Here is a 16,675-nt window from a genome sequence, read left to right as displayed (position 1 = left end):
ACATGGCTACCAATGCAAAACCCGTCTACAAACGTATTCTGCTTAAGTTAAGTGGCGAAGCTCTGCAAGGTTCAGAAGGCTTCGGTATTGATGCAAGCATCCTCGACCGCATGGCTCAGGAAATCAAAGAGCTGGTTGAGCTGGGTATTCAGGTTGGCGTAGTGATTGGTGGTGGTAACCTGTTCCGTGGCGCTGGTCTGGCGAAAGCGGGGATGAACCGCGTTGTGGGCGACCACATGGGCATGTTAGCCACCGTAATGAACGGTCTGGCGATGCGCGATGCGCTTCACCGCGCCTATGTGAACGCTCGCTTGATGTCCGCAATTCCTCTGAACGGCGTGTGTGATAACTACAGCTGGGCCGAAGCTATCAGCCTGCTGCGTAACAACCGCGTTGTTATTTTGTCTGCGGGTACCGGCAATCCGTTCTTCACCACCGATTCTGCAGCCTGCCTGCGCGGTATTGAAATTGAAGCGGATGTGGTTCTGAAAGCCACCAAAGTCGATGGCGTATTTACTGCCGACCCGGCTAAAGATCCAACGGCGACTATGTACGAACAGTTGACCTACACTGAAGTACTGGATAAAGAGCTGAAAGTAATGGATCTTGCCGCGTTCACGCTGGCTCGTGACCACAAATTACCGATTCGTGTCTTTAACATGAACAAACCAGGTGCACTGCGCCGTGTTGTTATGGGTGAAAAAGAAGGCACGTTAATCACGGAATAATTCCCGTTGCGGCTAAATGCAGGTAATATTCCGCTTTAATGTCGCGGGATACGTCCCTCAAAATTAATCAAGACTATACTTGTCACATCTTGCGTGGCGGGTATGGTCTGACTGAAACAAGCTTTCAAGGATTCGTAACGTGATCAACGATATCAGAAAAGATGCTGAAGTACGCATGGACAAATGCGTCGAAGCGTTCAAAAACCAAATCAGCAAAATTCGCACGGGTCGTGCTTCTCCTAGCCTGCTGGATGGTATTGTCGTGGAATATTACGGCACGCCGACTCCGCTGCGCCAGCTGGCAAGCGTAACGGTTGAAGATTCCCGTACCCTGAAAATCAACGTATTTGACCGTTCTATGGGTCCAGCCGTTGAGAAAGCAATCATGGCTTCCGACCTCGGTCTGAATCCAAGCTCTGCGGGCTCTGACATCCGCGTTCCGCTGCCGCCGCTGACCGAAGAACGTCGTAAAGATCTGACCAAGATCGTACGTGGTGAAGCTGAAGGCGCGCGTGTTGCGGTACGTAACGTACGCCGCGATGCAAACGACAAAGTGAAAGCGTTGTTGAAAGAAAAAGAGATCAGCGAAGATGACGATCGCCGTTCTCAGGACGACGTACAGAAACTGACTGACGCAGCAATCAAGAAAGTTGATGCGGCGCTGGCAGAGAAAGAAGCAGAACTGATGCAGTTCTGATTCGCCTGTACGCTAAAAACGCCGCTTAGAAGGCCTGAGAAGGCTGGATGGCGGCGTTTTGCTTTTTTCTGTCTACATACTCTAAATAATTCAAGTTGCAGGAAGGCGGTGACGCCAAAGGCCGAGTAAAGCCAACGTACATGCAACTTGAAGTATGACGAGTAAAATTCTTCTGGATGTCCGATGAAGCAATTAACCATCCTGGGATCAACCGGTTCCATTGGTTGCAGTACGCTGGATGTAGTACGCCATAACCCGGAAAAATTTCGTGTTGCTGCGTTGGTGGCGGGTAAAAATGTTGCCCGTATGGTAGAGCAATGCCTGGAGTTTGCGCCTCGCTATGCGGTAATGGATGATGAAAAAAGCGCGGCACAGGTAAAAGCTACTCTTTTGGCACAGGGTAGCCGTACCGAGGTGATGAGCGGGCAGCAGGCGGCCTGTGATATGGCTGCGCTGGATGATGTTGATCAGGTCATGGCGGCGATTGTCGGCGCAGCGGGTTTGCTGCCGACGCTGGCGGCAATTCGTGCGAGCAAAAGCATTTTACTGGCGAATAAAGAATCGCTGGTGACCTGCGGTCGTCTGTTTATGGACGACGTGAAACGCCACAAAGCGCAGCTTTTGCCGGTAGATAGCGAGCATAACGCGATTTTTCAGAGTTTACCGCAACCTATCCAACACAATCTGGGATACGCTGACCTTGAGCAAAACGGCGTCATGTCAGTTCTGCTTACCGGGTCTGGTGGCCCATTCCGTGAAACGCCATTGCGCGATCTGGTCTCTATGACCCCCGATCAGGCATGCCGTCATCCGAATTGGTCGATGGGACGAAAAATCTCTGTCGATTCCGCCACCATGATGAACAAAGGTCTGGAATACATTGAAGCGCGTTGGTTATTTAATGCCAGTGCAAGCCAGATGGAAGTGCTGATTCACCCGCAGTCGGTTATTCATTCGATGGTCCGTTATCAGGATGGTAGTGTTCTGGCGCAGTTGGGTGAACCTGATATGCGTACACCTATTGCCCATACGATGGCATGGCCAGAACGTGTGACGTCCGGTGTTAAGCCTGTCGACTTTTGCAAACTCAGTGCGTTGACGTTTTCCGCACCTGATTACCAGCGTTATCCGTGCCTGAAACTGGCGATGGACGCGTTTGAGCAAGGTCAGGCGGCGACGACCGCACTCAATGCCGCGAATGAAATTACCGTTGCCGCATTCCTGGCGCAGCAGATCCGATTTACCGATATTGCCGATCTCAATTTATCTGTACTGGATAAGATGGATTTGCAGGAACCGCAGAGCGTTGACGACGTGTTGAAGGTCGATGCCATCGCGCGGGAAGTCGCCAGAAAAGAAGTGATGCGACTCTCAAGCTGATGATAATCCCTCTACGGAGAATCGTGCTATTTGTTAGCGTTGGGCTTCAGTGATATAGTCTGCGCCACCCGATCGCGGGTATTTGCTTTTTTTCGGTCGGGTAAGCCGTGGTTTGACACGGCTTTTTTGTGGATAGGCTTCAGTATTCCTGAGTACCGTAAATCCTTTCAGGGACTAATAACGCGTTATGTTGTCTGCAACTAAACCATTAAGCGAAAATTTGCCAGCACATGGTTGTCGCCATGTCGCAATTATCATGGATGGCAATGGCCGCTGGGCGAAAAAGCAAGGGAAGATTCGCGCCTTTGGGCATAAGGCTGGAGCAAAATCCGTCCGCCGGGCTGTCTCTTTTGCTGCAAATAACGGTATTGATGCGTTAACGCTGTATGCCTTTAGCAGTGAGAACTGGAACCGACCTGCGCAGGAAGTGAGCGCGTTAATGGAACTGTTTGTGTGGGCACTTGATAGCGAAGTGAAAAACCTGCATCGCCATAACGTACGCCTGCGTATTATCGGGGATATCAGTCGATTTAACTCACGTTTGCAAGAACGGATTCGCAAATCAGAAGCGATTACCGCCCAGAATACCGGGTTGACGCTGAATATTGCAGCGAATTACGGTGGACGGTGGGATATTGTCCAGGGAGTCAGGCAACTGGCACAACAGGTGCAGGACGGTGTGCTGCATCCTGAGCAAATCGATGAAGAGATGCTTGGGCAGCAAATTTGTATGCATGAGCTGGCTCCTGTGGATTTAGTGATAAGGACTGGGGGAGAGCACCGAATTAGTAATTTTCTGTTGTGGCAAATTGCCTATGCCGAACTTTACTTTACCGATGTTCTCTGGCCCGATTTCGATGAACAAGACTTTGAAGGTGCGCTGCATGCCTTTGCTAATCGTGAGCGTCGTTTCGGCGGCACCGAACCCGGTGATGAAAAAGCCTGATGGGGGTCGCTTTTGCTGAAGTATCGCCTGATTTCTGCTTTTGTTTTAATACCCGTTGTCATCGCGGCGCTGTTTTTGCTGCCGCCGGTGGGGTTCGCCATTGTTACGTTGGTCGTCTGTATGTTGGCCGCCTGGGAATGGGGACAGTTAAGCGGTTTTACCACGCGTACGCAGCGAGTCTGGCTGGCGGTTTTGTGCGGGCTATTGCTGGCACTGATGCTATTTTTGCTGCCAGAGTACCATCGCGATATCCATCAACCGCTGGTTGAAGTATCGCTGTGGGCGTCGCTGGGCTGGTGGGTTGTAGCGCTGTTACTGGTATTGTTTTATCCAGGGTCTGCGTCGGTCTGGCGTAATTCCAAAACATTACGCATAATTTTCGGCGTGTTAACCATTGTCCCGTTCTTTTGGGGAATGCTGGCGCTACGTGCATGGCACTATGATGAGAATCATTATAGTGGCGCGCTATGGCTGCTGTATGTCATGATCCTCGTCTGGGGAGCGGACTCTGGTGCGTATATGTTTGGTAAGCTATTTGGCAAACATAAGCTGGCGCCGAAGGTTTCTCCTGGAAAAACCTGGCAGGGTTTTTTTGGCGGACTCGCCACTGCGGCCGTAATCTCATGGGGTTATGGCATGTGGGCGAATCTTGAAGTTGCGCCTGTCACCTTGCTCATTTGCTCCATCGTTGCAGCCCTGGCCTCCGTGCTGGGTGACCTGACCGAGAGTATGTTTAAGCGTGAAGCAGGTATTAAGGACAGTGGTCACTTAATTCCAGGACACGGCGGTATTCTGGATCGTATTGATAGCCTGACGGCTGCGGTACCGGTCTTTGCCTGCCTGTTGTTACTGGTGTTCAGGACGCTCTAACGGATGGTCTTATGCTGAGTATTCTCTGGAATTTGGCTGCATTCATCATTGCACTTGGTGTGCTTATCACCGTGCATGAATTTGGTCATTTCTGGGTTGCACGGCGCTGCGGAGTCCGCGTCGAACGCTTTTCCATTGGCTTTGGAAAAGCGCTTTGGCGGCGTACCGATAAATCAGGTACGGAATACGTCATCGCCATGATTCCCCTCGGCGGTTACGTCAAAATGCTGGATGAGCGCGCTGAACCGGTCGCACCGGAATTGCGCCATTACGCCTTCAACAATAAAACGGTTGGACAACGTGCTGCCATTATCGCCGCGGGTCCGATTGCAAACTTCCTTTTTGCTATTTTTGCTTATTGGCTGGTGTTTATCATTGGTGTCCCTGGCGTTCGTCCGGTTGTTGGTGAAATAACACCCAACTCGATTGCTGCACAGGCGCAAATTCAGCCGGGTACGGAACTAAAAGCGGTTGATGGCATCGAAACCCCTGATTGGGATGCCGTGCGATTGCAACTGGTATCCAAAATTGGCGATGAGCATACGACCCTCAGCGTGGCGCAATTTGGCAGTAACCAGCGACAGGACAAAACGCTGGATTTACGCCATTGGGCATTTGAGCCAGACAAAGAGGATCCTGTCTCTAGTTTGGGCATGCGTCCGCGTGGTCCGCAGATTGAACCGGTACTGTCAGAAGTGCAGGTTAATTCCGCTGCAAGTAAGGCAGGTTTGCAAGCTGGCGACAGGATCGTTAAAGTCAATGGTCAGTCGCTGACGCAATGGATGACGTTCGTGACGCTGGTGCGCGATAATCCGGATACGCCGTTAGCGCTAGATATTGAAAGACAAGGAAGTTCCTTGTCTTTAACGTTAACCCCAGATTCAAAACAGGTTAACGGTAAGGCAGAAGGGTTTGCGGGCGTGGTGCCTAAAGTTATTCCTCTGCCTGATGAGTATAAGACTGTACGCCAGTATGGGCCATTCAGCGCCATCCTCGAAGCCTCGGATAAAACGTGGCAGTTGATGAAGCTGACGGTCAGTATGCTGGGAAAATTGATTACCGGTGATGTAAAACTGAACAACCTCAGTGGGCCGATTTCTATCGCCCAGGGGGCTGGGATGTCAGCGGAGTTCGGGATTATTTATTACCTGATGTTCCTTGCGCTTATCAGCGTGAACTTAGGGATAATCAACCTGTTTCCGTTGCCCGTTCTTGACGGGGGGCATCTGCTGTTCCTGGCGATTGAAAAGCTGAAGGGCGGTCCGGTATCCGAGCGGGTTCAAGACTTTAGTTATCGCATTGGCTCTATCTTGCTGGTGTTGTTAATGGGGCTTGCACTTTTCAATGATTTCTCTCGGTTGTAAGAGAGTGTTAGGAAGAACGCATAATAACGATGGCGATGAAAAAGTTGCTCATAGCGTCGCTGCTGTTTAGCAGCGCCACCGTATACGGTGCTGAAGGGTTCGTAGTGAAGGACATTCATTTCGAAGGCCTACAGCGAGTCGCCGTTGGTGCGGCTCTCCTCAGTATGCCGGTGCGCACAGGCGACACGGTTAATGATGAAGACATCAGTAATACCATTCGTGCTCTGTTCGCCACCGGAAACTTTGAGGATGTCCGCGTCCTGCGCGATGGTGATACCCTTCTGGTTCAGGTAAAAGAACGTCCGACGATTGCCAGCATCACTTTCTCCGGTAACAAATCGGTGAAAGATGACATGCTGAAGCAAAACCTCGAGGCGTCTGGCGTGCGTGTTGGCGAGTCTCTGGATCGCACCACGCTTGCCGATATCGAAAAGGGCCTGGAAGATTTCTACTATAGCGTCGGTAAGTACAGCGCCAGTGTGAAAGCGGTGGTGACGCCGTTGCCGCGTAACCGCGTTGACCTCAAGCTGGTCTTCCAGGAAGGTGTTTCGGCGAAGATCCAACAGATCAATATCGTCGGCAACCATGCCTTCTCGACTGACGAACTTATCTCTCACTTCCAGTTGCGTGACGAAGTGCCGTGGTGGAACGTGGTGGGCGATCGTAAATACCAGAAACAGAAGCTGGCGGGCGACCTTGAAACCCTGCGTAGCTACTATCTGGATCGCGGTTATGCTCGCTTCAATATTGATTCCACTCAGGTCAGCCTGACGCCGGATAAAAAAGGCATCTACATCACCGTTAACATCACTGAAGGCGAGCAGTACAAGCTTTCTGGGGTTCAGGTGAGCGGTAACCTGGCCGGGCACTCCGCCGAAATTGAGACCCTGACGAAGATCGAGCCAGGTGAACTCTATAACGGCACCAAAGTGACCAAAATGGAAGATGACATCAAGAAGCTTCTGGGTCGCTATGGCTATGCCTATCCGCGCGTTCAGTCGCAGCCTGAAATCAACGACGCCGACAAAACCGTTAAATTACGTGTAAACGTGGATGCGGGTAACCGTTTCTATGTGCGTAAGATCCGTTTTGAAGGTAACGACACTTCTAAAGACTCCGTTCTGCGTCGCGAAATGCGTCAGATGGAAGGCGCATGGTTGGGCAGCGATCTGGTCGACCAGGGTAAAGAGCGTCTGAACCGTCTGGGTTACTTTGAAACCGTTGATACCGATACTCAGCGTGTTCCGGGCAGCCCGGATCAGGTTGATGTGGTCTACAAGGTCAAAGAGCGTAACACCGGTAGCTTTAACTTCGGCGTCGGTTACGGTACCGAGAGCGGCGTGAGCTTCCAGGCTGGCGTTCAGCAAGATAACTGGTTAGGTACCGGTTATTCTGTCGGGATTAACGGCACCAAAAACGACTACCAGACCTATACTGAGTTGTCTGTCACTAACCCGTACTTCACCGTTGATGGTGTGAGCCTTGGTGGCCGCGTCTTCTATAACGACTTTGAAGCGGATGATGCAGACCTGTCCGACTATACCAACAAAAGTTATGGTACAGACGTGACGCTGGGCTTCCCGGTCAACGAATACAACACGTTGCGCGCGGGCCTGGGTTATGTACATAACAAACTGTCCAATATGCAGCCGCAGGTTGCGATGGATCGTTATCTTGAGTCAATGGGTGAGACCAATACCAACAGCTTTGCTGCTGATGACTTCACCTTTAACTATGGTTGGACATATAACAAGCTTGACCGCGGCTACTTCCCAACGGAAGGTACGCGCGTCAACCTGAACGGCAAAGTCACCATTCCGGGTTCTGACAACGAATACTATAAAGCGACGTTGGATACCGCGACCTATGTACCGATCGATGACGATCATAAGTGGGTAGTGTTAGGACGTACGAAGGTAGGCTATGGCGACGGTATTGGCAGTAAAGAAATGCCGTTCTACGAGAACTTCTATGCCGGTGGCTCCAGCACCGTGCGTGGCTTCCAGTCGAATACCATCGGTCCAAAAGCAGTCTATAAATCAGGGGCTTACGCCGGCGATACTGACAGCTACGAAGAGTGTACCAATAAAGACGGTTCGTACTGTAAATCAGACGATGCGGTCGGTGGTAACGCCATGGCCGTAGCCAGCCTGGAATTTATTACCCCGACGCCGTTTATCAGCGATAAGTATGCTAACTCGGTCCGTACCTCCTTCTTCTGGGATATGGGTACCGTTTGGGATACTAACTGGCAGGATAGCGATCAAACTCGCGCTATTGGGGTTCCAGATTACGGTGATCCGAGCAATATCCGTATGTCTGCAGGTATCGCGTTACAATGGATGTCCCCATTGGGGCCGTTGGTTTTCTCCTACGCCCAGCCGTTCAAGAAGTACGATGGAGACAAAGCGGAACAGTTCCAGTTTAATATTGGTAAAACCTGGTAACTGTTCTTCGCAAAGGAATGTAGTGGTAGTGTAGCGATGACTTTAGGCGATCTTGCATGGGATCGCCTGGCCACGCAAAGAACTGCACCTTCGGGTGCAAATGGGATGGTAAGGAGTTAATTGTGAAAAAGTGGTTATTAGCTGCAGGTCTCGGTTTAGCGATGGCAACGTCCGCACAGGCTGCTGACAAAATTGCAATCGTCAATATGGGTAGCCTGTTCCAACAGGTTGCACAGAAGACGGGTGTTTCTGCTACGCTGGAAAACGAGTTCAAAGGCCGTGCCAGCGAACTGCAGCGTATGGAATCCGATCTGCAATCTAAAATGCAGCGTCTGCAATCAATGAAAGCAGGTAGCGATCGTACCAAGCTGGAAAAAGACGTCATGGCTCAGCGCCAGACTTTCTCTCAGAAAGCTCAGGCTTTCGAGCAGGATCGTGCACGTCGTTCCAACGAAGAACGTGGCAAACTGGTTACTCGTATCCAGACAGCTGTGAAATCTGTTGCCAGCAGCCAGAGCATTGATCTGGTCGTTGACGCAAACACCGTTGCATACAACAGCAGCGATGTAAAAGACATCACCGCTGACGTACTGAAACAGGTTAAATAAGTAATGCCTTCAATTCGACTGGCTGATTTAGCAGAGCAGTTGGATGCAGAATTACACGGTGATGGCGATATCGTCATCACCGGCGTAGCGTCCATGCAATCTGCGCAAACTGGCAATATCACGTTCATGGTGAATCCTAAATACCGTGAACATTTAGGCGTATGCCAGGCGTCTGCCGTTGTGATGACGCAGGACGATCTTCCTTTTGCTAAGAGTGCGGCGCTGGTAGTGAAGAATCCCTACCTGACCTATGCACGTATGGCGCAAATTTTAGATACCACGCCTCAGCCTGCACAGAACATTGCACCCAGTGCAGTGATCGATGCAACGGCGAAGCTGGGTAATAATGTCTCTGTGGGCGCAAATGCGGTCATTGAGTCTGGCGTAGAACTGGGCGATAACGTGGTTATCGGTGCAGGTTGCTTCGTCGGAAAAAATACCAAAATCGGTGCAGGTTCACGCTTGTGGGCGAATGTGACGATTTACCACGACATCCAGATCGGTGAAAATTGCCTGATCCAGTCCAGCACTGTCGTTGGATCTGATGGATTTGGTTACGCGAACGATCGTGGTAACTGGGTGAAGATCCCCCAGCTTGGTCGCGTGATTATCGGCGATCGCGTCGAGATCGGCGCTTGTACCACCATTGACCGTGGTGCTCTGGACGATACTGTGATCGGTAATGGTGTTATCATTGATAACCAGTGCCAGATTGCGCATAACGTTGTGATTGGCGACAATACGGCGGTAGCCGGTGGCGTCATTATGGCGGGTAGCCTGAAGATTGGCCGTTATTGCATGATTGGCGGTGCCAGCGTGATCAATGGGCATATGGAAATATGCGACAAAGTTACGGTAACTGGCATGGGTATGGTGATGCGTCCTATCACTGAACCTGGCGTCTACTCCTCAGGCATTCCGCTACAACCCAACAAGGTATGGCGTAAAACAGCTGCACTGGTGATGAATATTGATGATATGAGCAAGCGCCTCAAAGCGATTGAGCGCAAGGTTAATCAACAAGACTAAAGCACCGTTTTTGCATGTCTGACTTTTCGGCCTGTCCCATTCATACGATTGCGACAGGCCGTGTTATTATTGCCTTTTAGTATATTTTGACAGGAAGAGTATTTTGACTACTAACACTCATACTCTGCATATTGAAGAGATTTTAGAACTTCTGCCGCACCGTTTTCCGTTTCTGCTGGTTGACCGCGTGCTGGATTTTGAAGAAGGTCGTTTTCTGCGCGCAGTGAAAAATGTATCCGTTAACGAGCCTTTCTTTCAGGGCCACTTCCCGGGTAAACCTATTTTCCCTGGCGTATTGATTCTGGAAGCGATGGCACAGGCTACCGGTATCCTCGCGTTCAAAAGCGTAGGAAAACTGGAACCAGGCGAGCTGTATTATTTCGCGGGTATTGATGAAGCACGCTTTAAGCGTCCTGTCGTGCCTGGCGATCAGATGATCATGGAAGTGACTTTCGAGAAAACGCGCCGTGGCCTGACCCGTTTTAAAGGGGTTGCGCTGGTCGACGGTAAAGTTGTGTGCGAAGCAACGATGATGTGTGCCCGTAGCCGGGAGGCCTGATACGTGATTGATAAATCCGCCTTTATTCACCCGACCGCCATTGTAGAAGAGGGCGCCAGCATTGGTGCCAATGCTCACATTGGCCCATTTTGTATTGTTGGACCCCATGTTGAAATTGGTGAGGGTACCGTACTGAAGTCTCACGTTGTCGTGAATGGCCATACAAAAATTGGTCGCGATAACGAGATCTATCAGTTTGCCTCCATCGGTGAAGTTAACCAGGATCTTAAATATGCTGGCGAACCGACCCGTGTGGAAATTGGCGATCGCAACCGCATCCGCGAAAGCGTCACCATTCATCGTGGCACAGTGCAGGGCGGTGGAGTGACGAAGGTGGGCAGCGATAACTTACTGATGATTAATGCGCACGTCGCGCATGATTGTACGGTAGGCAACCGCTGTATTCTGGCGAATAACGCCACGCTTGCCGGACATGTTTCGCTTGATGATTTTGTTATCATCGGCGGCATGACTGCGGTGCATCAGTTCTGCATCATCGGTGCGCATGTGATGGTTGGCGGCTGTTCTGGTGTAGCCCAGGACGTGCCTCCGTACGTTATCGCCCAGGGCAACCACGCGACGCCGTTTGGCGTCAATATCGAAGGTCTGAAGCGTCGTGGATTCACCCGCGAAGCGATTACCGCGATTCGTAACGCCTACAAAGCGTTGTACCGTAGCGGTAAAACGCTGGAAGAAGTGAAACCAGAAATCGCGGAACTGGCGAAACAGTACCCCGAAGTTCAGGCTTTCAGCGACTTCTTTGAGCGCTCAACGCGTGGCCTGATTCGTTAATGACTGAACAGCGTCCTTTAACGATTGCCCTCGTCGCCGGAGAAACCTCCGGCGATATTCTTGGTGCAGGGTTAATCCGTGCACTCAAGGCTCGCGTTCCCAATGCGCGTTTTGTTGGCGTGGCGGGTCCGCTGATGCAGGCCGAAGGCTGTGAAGCCTGGTACGAAATGGAAGAGCTGGCGGTCATGGGCATTGTTGAAGTGCTCGGACGCCTGCGCCGTTTACTGCATATTCGTGCCGACCTCACTCGCCGATTCACCGACTTAAAGCCGGATGTTTTCGTCGGCATTGATGCGCCTGATTTCAATATTACCCTCGAAGGGAACTTGAAAAAACAGGGCATTAAAACCATTCATTATGTCAGTCCGTCCGTCTGGGCGTGGCGACAGAAACGCGTTTTCAAAATAGGCAGATCCACCAACATGGTGCTGGCCTTTCTGCCTTTCGAAAAAGCGTTTTATGACAAATTTAACGTCCCGTGCCGCTTTATCGGTCATACCATGGCGGATGCCATGCCGTTGGACCCGGATAAAAATGCGGCGCGTGATGTTCTGGGCATTCCTCATGACGCTCACTGCCTGGCGCTATTGCCAGGAAGCCGTGGTGCTGAAGTGGAGATGCTCAGCGCAGATTTTCTGAAAACGGCGCAGCTATTACGCCAGCATTATCCGGATCTCGAAGTGGTGGTGCCGTTGGTGAATGCCAAACGTCGCGAGCAGTTTGAACGCATTAAAGCGGAAGTTGCACCGGAGCTTTCTGTACATCTGCTCAATGGGATGGGACGTGAAGCAATGGTGGCCAGCGATGCCGCACTGCTGGCTTCAGGTACCGCCGCGCTGGAATGTATGCTGGCAAAATGCCCGATGGTGGTTGGCTACCGTATGAAACCCTTCACCTTTTGGCTGGCGAAGCGCCTAGTGAAAACGGATTACGTTTCGCTACCTAACCTGCTGGCGGGAAGAGAACTGGTTAAAGAGCTGTTGCAGGAAGAGTGTGAACCGCAGGCGTTGTCGCAAGCGCTGTTGCCGTTGCTGGCAAATGGTAAAACCAGCCATGCGATGCACGACACATTCCGTGAACTGCACCAGCAGATCCGTTGCAATGCTGATGAGCAGGCGGCGGATGCGGTCCTGGAGTTAGCGCAATGATTGAATTTGTGTATCCGCATATGCATTTAGTGGCGGGTGTGGATGAAGTCGGGCGCGGCCCTTTGGTTGGCGCAGTCGTCACTGCTGCCGTCATTCTGGATCCGGCTCGCCCTATTATCGGTCTTAACGACTCAAAAAAACTGTCAGAAAAACGTCGCCTGGCGCTGTTTGATGAAATTAAAGAAAAAGCGTTAAGCTGGAGCCTGGGGCGGGCGGAACCGCATGAAATCGACGAGCTGAACATTTTGCATGCCACCATGCTTGCCATGCAGCGTGCGGTTGCGGGTTTGCATATTGCGCCCGAATACGTGCTGATTGACGGCAATCGTTGCCCTGCATTACCGGTACCGTCGATGGCGGTGGTCAAAGGTGATAGCCGCGTGGCGGAGATTAGCGCCGCATCGATTCTGGCAAAAGTGACCCGTGACGCTGAAATGGCGGCGCTGGATACGGTTTTTCCACAGTATGGTTTTGCACAGCACAAAGGCTATCCAACCGCATTTCATCTGGAAAAATTGGCACTGCATGGTGCGACTGAGCATCATCGCCGCAGCTTTGGCCCCGTCAAACGCGCACTGGGACTCTCGTCCTGATTCTTGTGTCGAAGGAATCTGAAGATGTCTGAACCACGTTTCGTCCACCTACGGGTGCACAGCGACTACTCCATGATCGATGGGCTGGCGAAAACCGGGCCGCTGGTGAAAAAGGCGGCCGCGTTAGGCATGCCTGCGCTGGCGATCACCGATTTTACCAACCTGTGTGGTCTGGTGAAGTTTTACGGAGCGGGCCACGGCGCGGGTATCAAGCCGATAGTTGGCGCAGATTTTCATGTCCGCAGTGAGCTGTTGGGCGATGAACTCACGCAGCTCACCGTGCTGGCCGCAAATAATACCGGCTATCAGAACCTGACGTTGTTGATTTCGAAAGCCTATCAGCGAGGCTATGGCGCAGAAGGACCGGTTATCGACCGGGACTGGTTGGTCGAGCTAAAAGAAGGTTTGATTTTGCTCTCCGGCGGTCGCATGGGCGATGTCGGACGCAGCCTGCTGCGCGGCAATAGCGCACTGGTTGACGAGTGCGTGGCGTTTTACGAAGAACATTTTCCCAATTGCTATTTCCTCGAACTGATTCGCACCGGCAGGCAAGATGAAGAAAATTATCTGCATGCAGCCGTAGCACTGGCCGAAACACGTGGTCTACCGGTGGTGGCGACTAACGATGTCCGCTTCCTGGAAACCGGAGATTTCGACGCGCATGAAATCCGCGTAGCAATCCACGACGGGTTCACCCTTGATGACCCGAAACGCCCGCGTAACTATTCGCCGCAGCAGTACATGCGCAGCGAAGATGAGATGTGCGAGCTGTTCTCCGATATTCCGGAAGCACTGCAAAACACCGTCGAGATAGCCAAACGCTGCAACGTGACGGTGCGTCTGGGCGAATACTTCCTGCCGCAGTTCCCGACCGGCGATATGACCACCGAGGATTTCCTCGTGGCGAAATCACGCGAAGGGCTGGAAGAACGTCTCGAATTTTTGTTCCCTGACCCTGAAGTTCGTGCGCAGAAGCGCCCGCCTTACGATGAACGTCTGGAAGTTGAACTTAAAGTTATCAACCAGATGGGATTCCCAGGCTACTTCCTGATCGTTATGGAATTTATCCAGTGGTCGAAAGATAACGGCGTACCGGTAGGCCCGGGACGTGGTTCCGGCGCTGGCTCACTTGTCGCCTATGCGCTGAAAATTACCGATCTCGATCCGCTGGAATTTGACCTGCTGTTCGAACGTTTCCTTAACCCGGAACGTGTCTCAATGCCCGACTTCGACGTTGACTTCTGTATGGAGAAACGCGACCAGGTTATCGAGCACGTGGCGGAAATGTACGGTCGTGATGCGGTTTCGCAGATTATTACCTTTGGTACGATGGCTGCAAAAGCGGTTATCCGCGACGTGGGCCGCGTGCTGGGGCATCCGTACGGTTTCGTTGACCGTATTTCGAAACTGGTGCCGCCCGACCCGGGCATGACGCTGGCAAAAGCCTTTGAAGCCGAACCCCAACTGCCGGAAATCTATGAGGCAGATGAAGAGGTTAAAGCGCTGATCGATATGGCGCGTAAGCTGGAAGGCGTCACGCGTAACGCTGGTAAGCACGCCGGTGGTGTGGTTATCGCACCGACAAAAATTACTGATTTTGCGCCTTTGTACTGCGATGAGCAGGGGCTGCACCCGGTTACTCAGTTTGATAAGAACGACGTGGAATATGCCGGTCTTGTGAAGTTCGACTTCCTCGGCCTGCGTACGCTCACCATCATCAACTGGGCGCTGGAAATGATCAACGCGCGCCGTGAAAAGAACGGTGAGCCACCGCTGGATATTGCGGCTATCCCGCTGGATGACAAGAAAAGCTTCGATATGCTGCAACGCTCGGAGACCACGGCGGTCTTCCAGCTTGAATCCCGCGGTATGAAAGACCTGATCAAACGTCTGCAGCCTGACTGCTTCGAAGACATGATCGCACTGGTGGCTCTGTTCCGCCCAGGTCCGCTACAGTCGGGGATGGTAGATAACTTTATCGACCGTAAGCATGGTCGCGAAGAGATTTCCTACCCGGACGTACAATGGCAGCATGAGTGTCTGAAACCGGTACTGGAGCCGACCTACGGCATTATCCTGTATCAGGAACAGGTTATGCAGATTGCCCAGGAGTTGTCCGGGTACACCCTTGGCGGCGCGGATATGCTGCGTCGTGCGATGGGTAAGAAAAAGCCGGAAGAGATGGCTAAGCAGCGCGGCACCTTTGAAGAAGGGGCGAAAAAGCGCGGCGTAGACGGCGAACTGGCGATGAAAATCTTTGACCTGGTGGAGAAATTCGCCGGTTACGGATTTAACAAATCGCACTCCGCAGCCTATGCGCTCGTCTCTTACCAGACACTGTGGCTGAAGGCGCATTATCCTGCTGAGTTTATGGCGGCGGTAATGACCGCCGATATGGATAACACTGAGAAAGTGGTCGGGCTGGTAGATGAATGCTGGCGTATGGGGCTCAAAATCCTGCCGCCGGATATCAACTCCGGGCTTTACCATTTTCACGTGAATGATGATGGCGAGATTGTTTATGGCATCGGCGCGATAAAAGGCGTGGGTGAAGGACCAATTGAAGCTATTATTGAGGCGCGTAACGAAGGCGGTTACTTCCGTGAGCTGTTTGATCTCTGTGCGCGCACGGATATCAAAAAACTTAACCGCCGGGTGCTGGAAAAGCTAATCATGTCCGGGGCGTTTGATCGCCTTGGCCCGCATCGCGCGGCGTTGATGAATTCGCTCAACGATGCGCTAAAAGCCGCCGATCAGCATGCAAAAGCCGAAGCCATCGGTCAGGCCGATATGTTTGGCGTGCTGGCGGAAGAACCGGAGCAAATTGAACAATCCTATGCCAGTTGCCAACCGTGGCCGGAGCAGGTGGTATTAGATGGTGAGCGTGAAACGTTGGGGCTTTACCTGACGGGACACCCCATCAACCAGTATTTAAAAGAAATTGAGCGCTATGTCGGAGGCTACAGGCTGAAAGACATGCATCCGACAGAACGTGGTAAAGTCACCACGGCTGCGGGGCTCGTCATTGCTGCGCGGGTAATGGTCACCAAGCGCGGCAATCGTATCGGCATCTGTACACTGGATGACCGTTCCGGACGTCTGGAAGTTATGTTGTTTACCGATGCTCTGGATAAATACCAGCAATTGCTGGAAAAAGACCGCATACTTATCGTCAGCGGACAGGTCAGCTTTGATGACTTCAGCGGCGGGCTTAAAATGATGGCCCGTGAAGTCATGGATATTGACGAAGCCCGGGAAAAATATGCTCGCGGGCTTGCTATCTCGCTGACGGACAGGCAAATTGATGACCAGCTTTTAAACCGACTCCGTCAGTCTCTGGAACCCCACCGCTCGGGGACAATTCCAGTACATCTCTACTATCAGAGGGCGGATGCACGTGCGCGGTTGCGTTTTGGCGCGACGTGGCGTGTCTCTCCGAGCGATCGTTTGCTAAACGATCTCCGTGGCCTTATTGGTTCGGAGCAGGTGGAACTGGAGTTTGACTAATACAGGA

General features: G+C 52.0%; 14 protein-coding genes. All 14 read left to right on the top strand.

The genetic code is table 11. The annotated features are described in order from the left end of the window. The first annotated feature begins 2 nt into the window (after positions 1-2). The 14 genes from pyrH to dnaE all read left to right on the top strand — a co-directional run bounded on the left by pyrH (position 3) and on the right by dnaE (position 16,668). Positions 3-728 (top strand): UMP kinase, encoded by a 726-nt coding sequence (pyrH, locus tag GHC22_RS18840; RefSeq protein ID WP_003018549.1) that lies wholly within the window; start codon positions 3-5, stop codon positions 726-728. A 139-nt stretch (positions 729-867) separates the two neighbouring features. Continuing rightward, positions 868-1,425, top strand: a complete 558-nt coding sequence (gene frr / locus GHC22_RS18835) for a ribosome recycling factor (RefSeq protein ID WP_003018547.1) — start codon at positions 868-870, stop codon at positions 1,423-1,425. A gap of 183 nt (positions 1,426-1,608) precedes the next feature. After that, on the top strand, positions 1,609-2,805 hold the full coding sequence (gene ispC, locus GHC22_RS18830; RefSeq protein ID WP_048227063.1) for a 1-deoxy-D-xylulose-5-phosphate reductoisomerase: 1,197 nt from the start codon (positions 1,609-1,611) through the stop codon (positions 2,803-2,805). Between the two features lie 187 nt (positions 2,806-2,992). Further along, positions 2,993-3,751, top strand: coding sequence for a (2E,6E)-farnesyl-diphosphate-specific ditrans,polycis-undecaprenyl-diphosphate synthase (gene ispU / locus GHC22_RS18825; protein ID WP_008786266.1), 759 nt, complete (start codon positions 2,993-2,995; stop codon positions 3,749-3,751). Between the two features lie 12 nt (positions 3,752-3,763). Next, entirely contained in the window at positions 3,764-4,621 is an 858-nt protein-coding gene (gene cdsA, locus GHC22_RS18820) for a phosphatidate cytidylyltransferase (RefSeq protein WP_008786267.1), read from the top strand. A gap of 11 nt (positions 4,622-4,632) precedes the next feature. After that, a complete protein-coding gene (rseP, locus tag GHC22_RS18815) occupies positions 4,633-5,985 on the top strand; it encodes a sigma E protease regulator RseP (RefSeq protein ID WP_003829173.1) in 1,353 nt (450 codons plus the stop codon). Positions 5,986-6,014: 29 nt separating this feature from the next. Further along, a complete protein-coding gene (gene bamA / locus GHC22_RS18810; RefSeq protein ID WP_153753712.1) occupies positions 6,015-8,432 on the top strand; it encodes an outer membrane protein assembly factor BamA in 2,418 nt (805 codons plus the stop codon). A 122-nt stretch (positions 8,433-8,554) separates the two neighbouring features. Further along, on the top strand, positions 8,555-9,040 hold the full coding sequence (gene skp / locus GHC22_RS18805) for a molecular chaperone Skp (RefSeq protein ID WP_003018533.1): 486 nt from the start codon (positions 8,555-8,557) through the stop codon (positions 9,038-9,040). Positions 9,041-9,043: 3 nt separating this feature from the next. Continuing rightward, positions 9,044-10,069 carry a UDP-3-O-(3-hydroxymyristoyl)glucosamine N-acyltransferase gene (gene lpxD, locus GHC22_RS18800; RefSeq protein WP_003018531.1) on the top strand — a complete coding sequence of 342 codons (1,026 nt, stop codon included), beginning with the start codon at positions 9,044-9,046 and terminating at the stop codon, positions 10,067-10,069. 103 nt (positions 10,070-10,172) lie between these two features. Then, complete coding sequence (fabZ, locus tag GHC22_RS18795) at positions 10,173-10,628, top strand: 3-hydroxyacyl-ACP dehydratase FabZ (protein ID WP_003018528.1); 456 nt, start codon at positions 10,173-10,175, stop codon at positions 10,626-10,628. A gap of 3 nt (positions 10,629-10,631) precedes the next feature. After that, positions 10,632-11,420, top strand: coding sequence for an acyl-ACP--UDP-N-acetylglucosamine O-acyltransferase (gene lpxA / locus GHC22_RS18790; RefSeq protein WP_003018525.1), 789 nt, complete (start codon positions 10,632-10,634; stop codon positions 11,418-11,420). Continuing rightward, positions 11,420-12,568: a lipid-A-disaccharide synthase gene (lpxB, locus tag GHC22_RS18785; RefSeq protein ID WP_003829168.1), complete on the top strand. Its 1,149-nt coding sequence runs from the start codon at positions 11,420-11,422 to the stop codon at positions 12,566-12,568. The genes lpxA and lpxB overlap by 1 nt, the downstream gene beginning before the upstream one ends. After that, on the top strand, positions 12,565-13,161 hold the full coding sequence (gene rnhB, locus GHC22_RS18780) for a ribonuclease HII (RefSeq protein WP_153753711.1): 597 nt from the start codon (positions 12,565-12,567) through the stop codon (positions 13,159-13,161). The genes lpxB and rnhB overlap by 4 nt, the downstream gene beginning before the upstream one ends. A 24-nt stretch (positions 13,162-13,185) precedes the next feature. Then, positions 13,186-16,668, top strand: a complete 3,483-nt coding sequence (gene dnaE, locus GHC22_RS18775) for a DNA polymerase III subunit alpha (RefSeq protein ID WP_008786271.1) — start codon at positions 13,186-13,188, stop codon at positions 16,666-16,668. Positions 16,669-16,675 lie beyond the last annotated feature (7 nt).

Origin of the sequence: Citrobacter sp. H12-3-2 (genome assembly GCF_009649895.1) — a bacterium.
Taxonomy (GTDB): Bacteria; Pseudomonadota; Gammaproteobacteria; order Enterobacterales; family Enterobacteriaceae; genus Citrobacter; species Citrobacter portucalensis.
This window is presented reverse-complemented; position numbering and strand designations above follow the sequence as displayed.

What these genes read in the sequence shown, in the direction of transcription:
- ispC (WP_048227063.1), top strand. Translation starts at nt 1,609, where the DNA reads ATGAAGCAATTAACCATCCTGGGATCAACCGGTTCCATTGGTTGCAGT.
- pyrH (WP_003018549.1), top strand. Translation starts at nt 3, where the DNA reads ATGGCTACCAATGCAAAACCCGTCTACAAACGTATTCTGCTTAAGTTA.
- ispU (WP_008786266.1), top strand. Translation starts at nt 2,993, where the DNA reads ATGTTGTCTGCAACTAAACCATTAAGCGAAAATTTGCCAGCACATGGT.
- lpxD (WP_003018531.1), top strand. Translation starts at nt 9,044, where the DNA reads ATGCCTTCAATTCGACTGGCTGATTTAGCAGAGCAGTTGGATGCAGAA.
- bamA (WP_153753712.1), top strand. Translation starts at nt 6,015, where the DNA reads ATGGCGATGAAAAAGTTGCTCATAGCGTCGCTGCTGTTTAGCAGCGCC.
- lpxB (WP_003829168.1), top strand. Translation starts at nt 11,420, where the DNA reads ATGACTGAACAGCGTCCTTTAACGATTGCCCTCGTCGCCGGAGAAACC.
- dnaE (WP_008786271.1), top strand. Translation starts at nt 13,186, where the DNA reads ATGTCTGAACCACGTTTCGTCCACCTACGGGTGCACAGCGACTACTCC.
- rnhB (WP_153753711.1), top strand. Translation starts at nt 12,565, where the DNA reads ATGATTGAATTTGTGTATCCGCATATGCATTTAGTGGCGGGTGTGGAT.
- rseP (WP_003829173.1), top strand. Translation starts at nt 4,633, where the DNA reads ATGCTGAGTATTCTCTGGAATTTGGCTGCATTCATCATTGCACTTGGT.